A 2,322-nucleotide genomic window follows, 5' to 3' on the forward strand; every position below is an offset into this window, starting at 1 on the left:
TGGTGCGCCGTCCGCGCGCCGCCACACCGCATCGGCCATGCGGCCGGCCCGCTTCGTTCCCGTCCGTCATCGTTGCCGCCACGCTCGCCAGCCCGCGCCGCGTGCCGTGCCACGTCGTCCCGAACGGAGCGTGCTGATGGAAGCCTGGCTCGGCGATCTGCAGCAACTGCTCGCGCACGGCGAAGCGGCCGTGCTCGTGACGGTCGCGCACACCGACGGCTCCGCACCGCGCGAAGCCGGCACCAAGATGCTCGTCACGCGCGACATGGCCCGCCATACGATCGGCGGCGGTCATCTGGAATGGAAGGCGATCGAGATCGCGCGGCATCTGCTGAAGGATGGCGCGCACGTGCCGCACGCGCGCCGGCTCGAGCGGCTCGCGCTCGGCCCGAGCCTCGGCCAGTGTTGCGGCGGCGCCGTGGTGCTCGCGTTCGAGCGGCTCGATGTGGGCGATCTCGGCTGGATCATGTCGCTTGCGAAGCGTGTCGCGGCCGGCGCCGCGACCGTGCGTAGCGTATCATTCGGCCCCTCGCCGGGCGCGCCGCTGTTGAGCGAGCCCGAATCGGAAGCCGCGCGTGCCGACTGCCTGCTGTGGGAAACCGGCGGCGTGTCGCTGATGACCGAAACGGTCGCGCCGTATGCGTTCCCCGTCGTGCTGTTCGGCGCCGGGCACATCGGCACCGCGCTCGTGAAGGTGCTGGCGACGCTGCCGTGCCACGTGCGCTGGATCGACGGGCCCGATGCGGTGTTCCCGCCGGCCGACGCGCTCGCCGGCATCGGCAACCTCGCGATCGAAGCGGCCGCTGCCCCGGCCGACGCGGTCGACGCCGCACCGCCGCAGTCCTACTTCGTCGTGATGACGCACGACCATGCACTCGATTTCGTGCTGGCCGAGCGCATCCTGCGGCGCGGCGACTATGCGTACTTCGGGATGACCGGCTCGCACGCGAAACGCGTGCAGTTCGATCATCGCCTCGCAGCCATCGGCATCGACCCGGCCCAGGTCGCGCGGATGCGCTGCCCGATCGGTGTCGAAGGCATCATCGACAAGGCACCCGAAGTGATCGCGATCTCGGTGGCGGCGCAATTGCTGCAGGCCGTCGAGGCAAACGCGAATGCGTCCGCACAGGCTTCCCCTACCTACTGACCGACCAAGAACGACGCCATGACCCCGACATTCAAGGACAAGATTGCCCGCGCGCCGAAAGCGGAGCTGCACATCCATATCGAAGGCTCGCTCGAGCCCGAGCTGATTTTTGCGCTCGCGCAGCGCAACGGCGTGAAGCTCGCGTACGACTCGATCGACGCGCTGCGCGCCGCGTACGCATTCACCGACCTGCAATCGTTCCTCGACATCTATTACGCAGGCGCGAGCGTGCTGCTGACCGAGCAGGATTTCTACGACATGACGGCCGCGTACTGCGAACGCGCGCTCGCCGACAACGTCGTCCACACCGAGCTGTTCTTCGATCCGCAGACGCACACCGAGCGCGGCGTATCGATCGAGACGGTCGTCGCGGGCATCGAGCGTGCACTCGCCGATGCCGAACAGCGCGGGCTGTCGAGCAAGCTGATCCTGTGCTTCCTGCGTCACCTGTCCGAAGAGGATGCGCTCGCGACCTTCGAATCCGCGCTGCCGCTGTTCGAGCGCTATCGCCATCGCCTGATCGGCGTGGGCCTCGACTCGTCCGAACTCGGCCATCCGCCGACCAAGTTCGCACGCGTGTTCGAGAAGGCGCGCGCGCTCGGGCTGAAGCTCGTCGCGCATGCGGGCGAGGAAGGCCCGCCCGCGTACATCTATGAAGCACTCGACGTGCTGAAGGTCGACCGGATCGACCACGGCGTGCGCAGCATCGAGGACGCGGCGCTCGTCGAGCGCCTCGCCCAGTCGCGCACGGCGCTCACCGTGTGCCCGCTGTCGAACCTGAAGCTTTGCGTATTCGACGACATGGCGAAGCACACGCTTAAGGCACTGCTCGATCGCGGTGTCGCGGTGACGATCAACTCCGACGATCCGGCCTATTTCGGCGGCTACGTCAACGAAAACTACTTCGCGACGGCCGAAGGGCTGCAACTCACGGATGCCGAAGTCCATGCGGTGATCCGCAACGGCTTCGAGGCATCGTTCATCGAACCGGCGCAGCGCGACGCACTGTACGCGCGCCTCGACACGTACTGGCAGGCCGCGTAACGGCCGGCATCGAGGAACGCCAGACAGATGAAACACGGCAACGGCATCCGCTTCGCGACCACCGTCCCGGCCCTGCGCCTGGACGACCGCGTGCGTGAGCGCGCGGCGACGGCGTCGTTTGCCGTCGCTCG

At 67.9% G+C, this 2,322-nt stretch carries 2 protein-coding genes; both read left to right on the forward strand.

Features of this window, described 5'->3' with window-relative positions; all coding sequences use genetic code 11:
• The first annotated feature begins 136 nt into the window (after nt 1–136).
• Nucleotides 137–1,147 carry a xanthine dehydrogenase accessory protein XdhC gene (gene xdhC, locus G3N93_RS38310; RefSeq protein ID WP_206135364.1) on the forward strand — a complete coding sequence of 337 codons (1,011 nt, stop codon included), beginning with the start codon at nt 137–139 and terminating at the stop codon, nt 1,145–1,147.
• Nucleotides 1,148–1,165: 18 nt separating this feature from the next.
• Nucleotides 1,166–2,191: an adenosine deaminase gene (locus G3N93_RS38315; protein ID WP_174987638.1), complete on the forward strand. Its 1,026-nt coding sequence runs from the start codon at nt 1,166–1,168 to the stop codon at nt 2,189–2,191.
• Nucleotides 2,192–2,322: the final 131 nt, after the last annotated feature.

This window comes from Burkholderia sp. Se-20378, from assembly GCF_017104665.1.
Lineage (GTDB): Bacteria > Pseudomonadota > Gammaproteobacteria > Burkholderiales > Burkholderiaceae > Burkholderia > Burkholderia lata.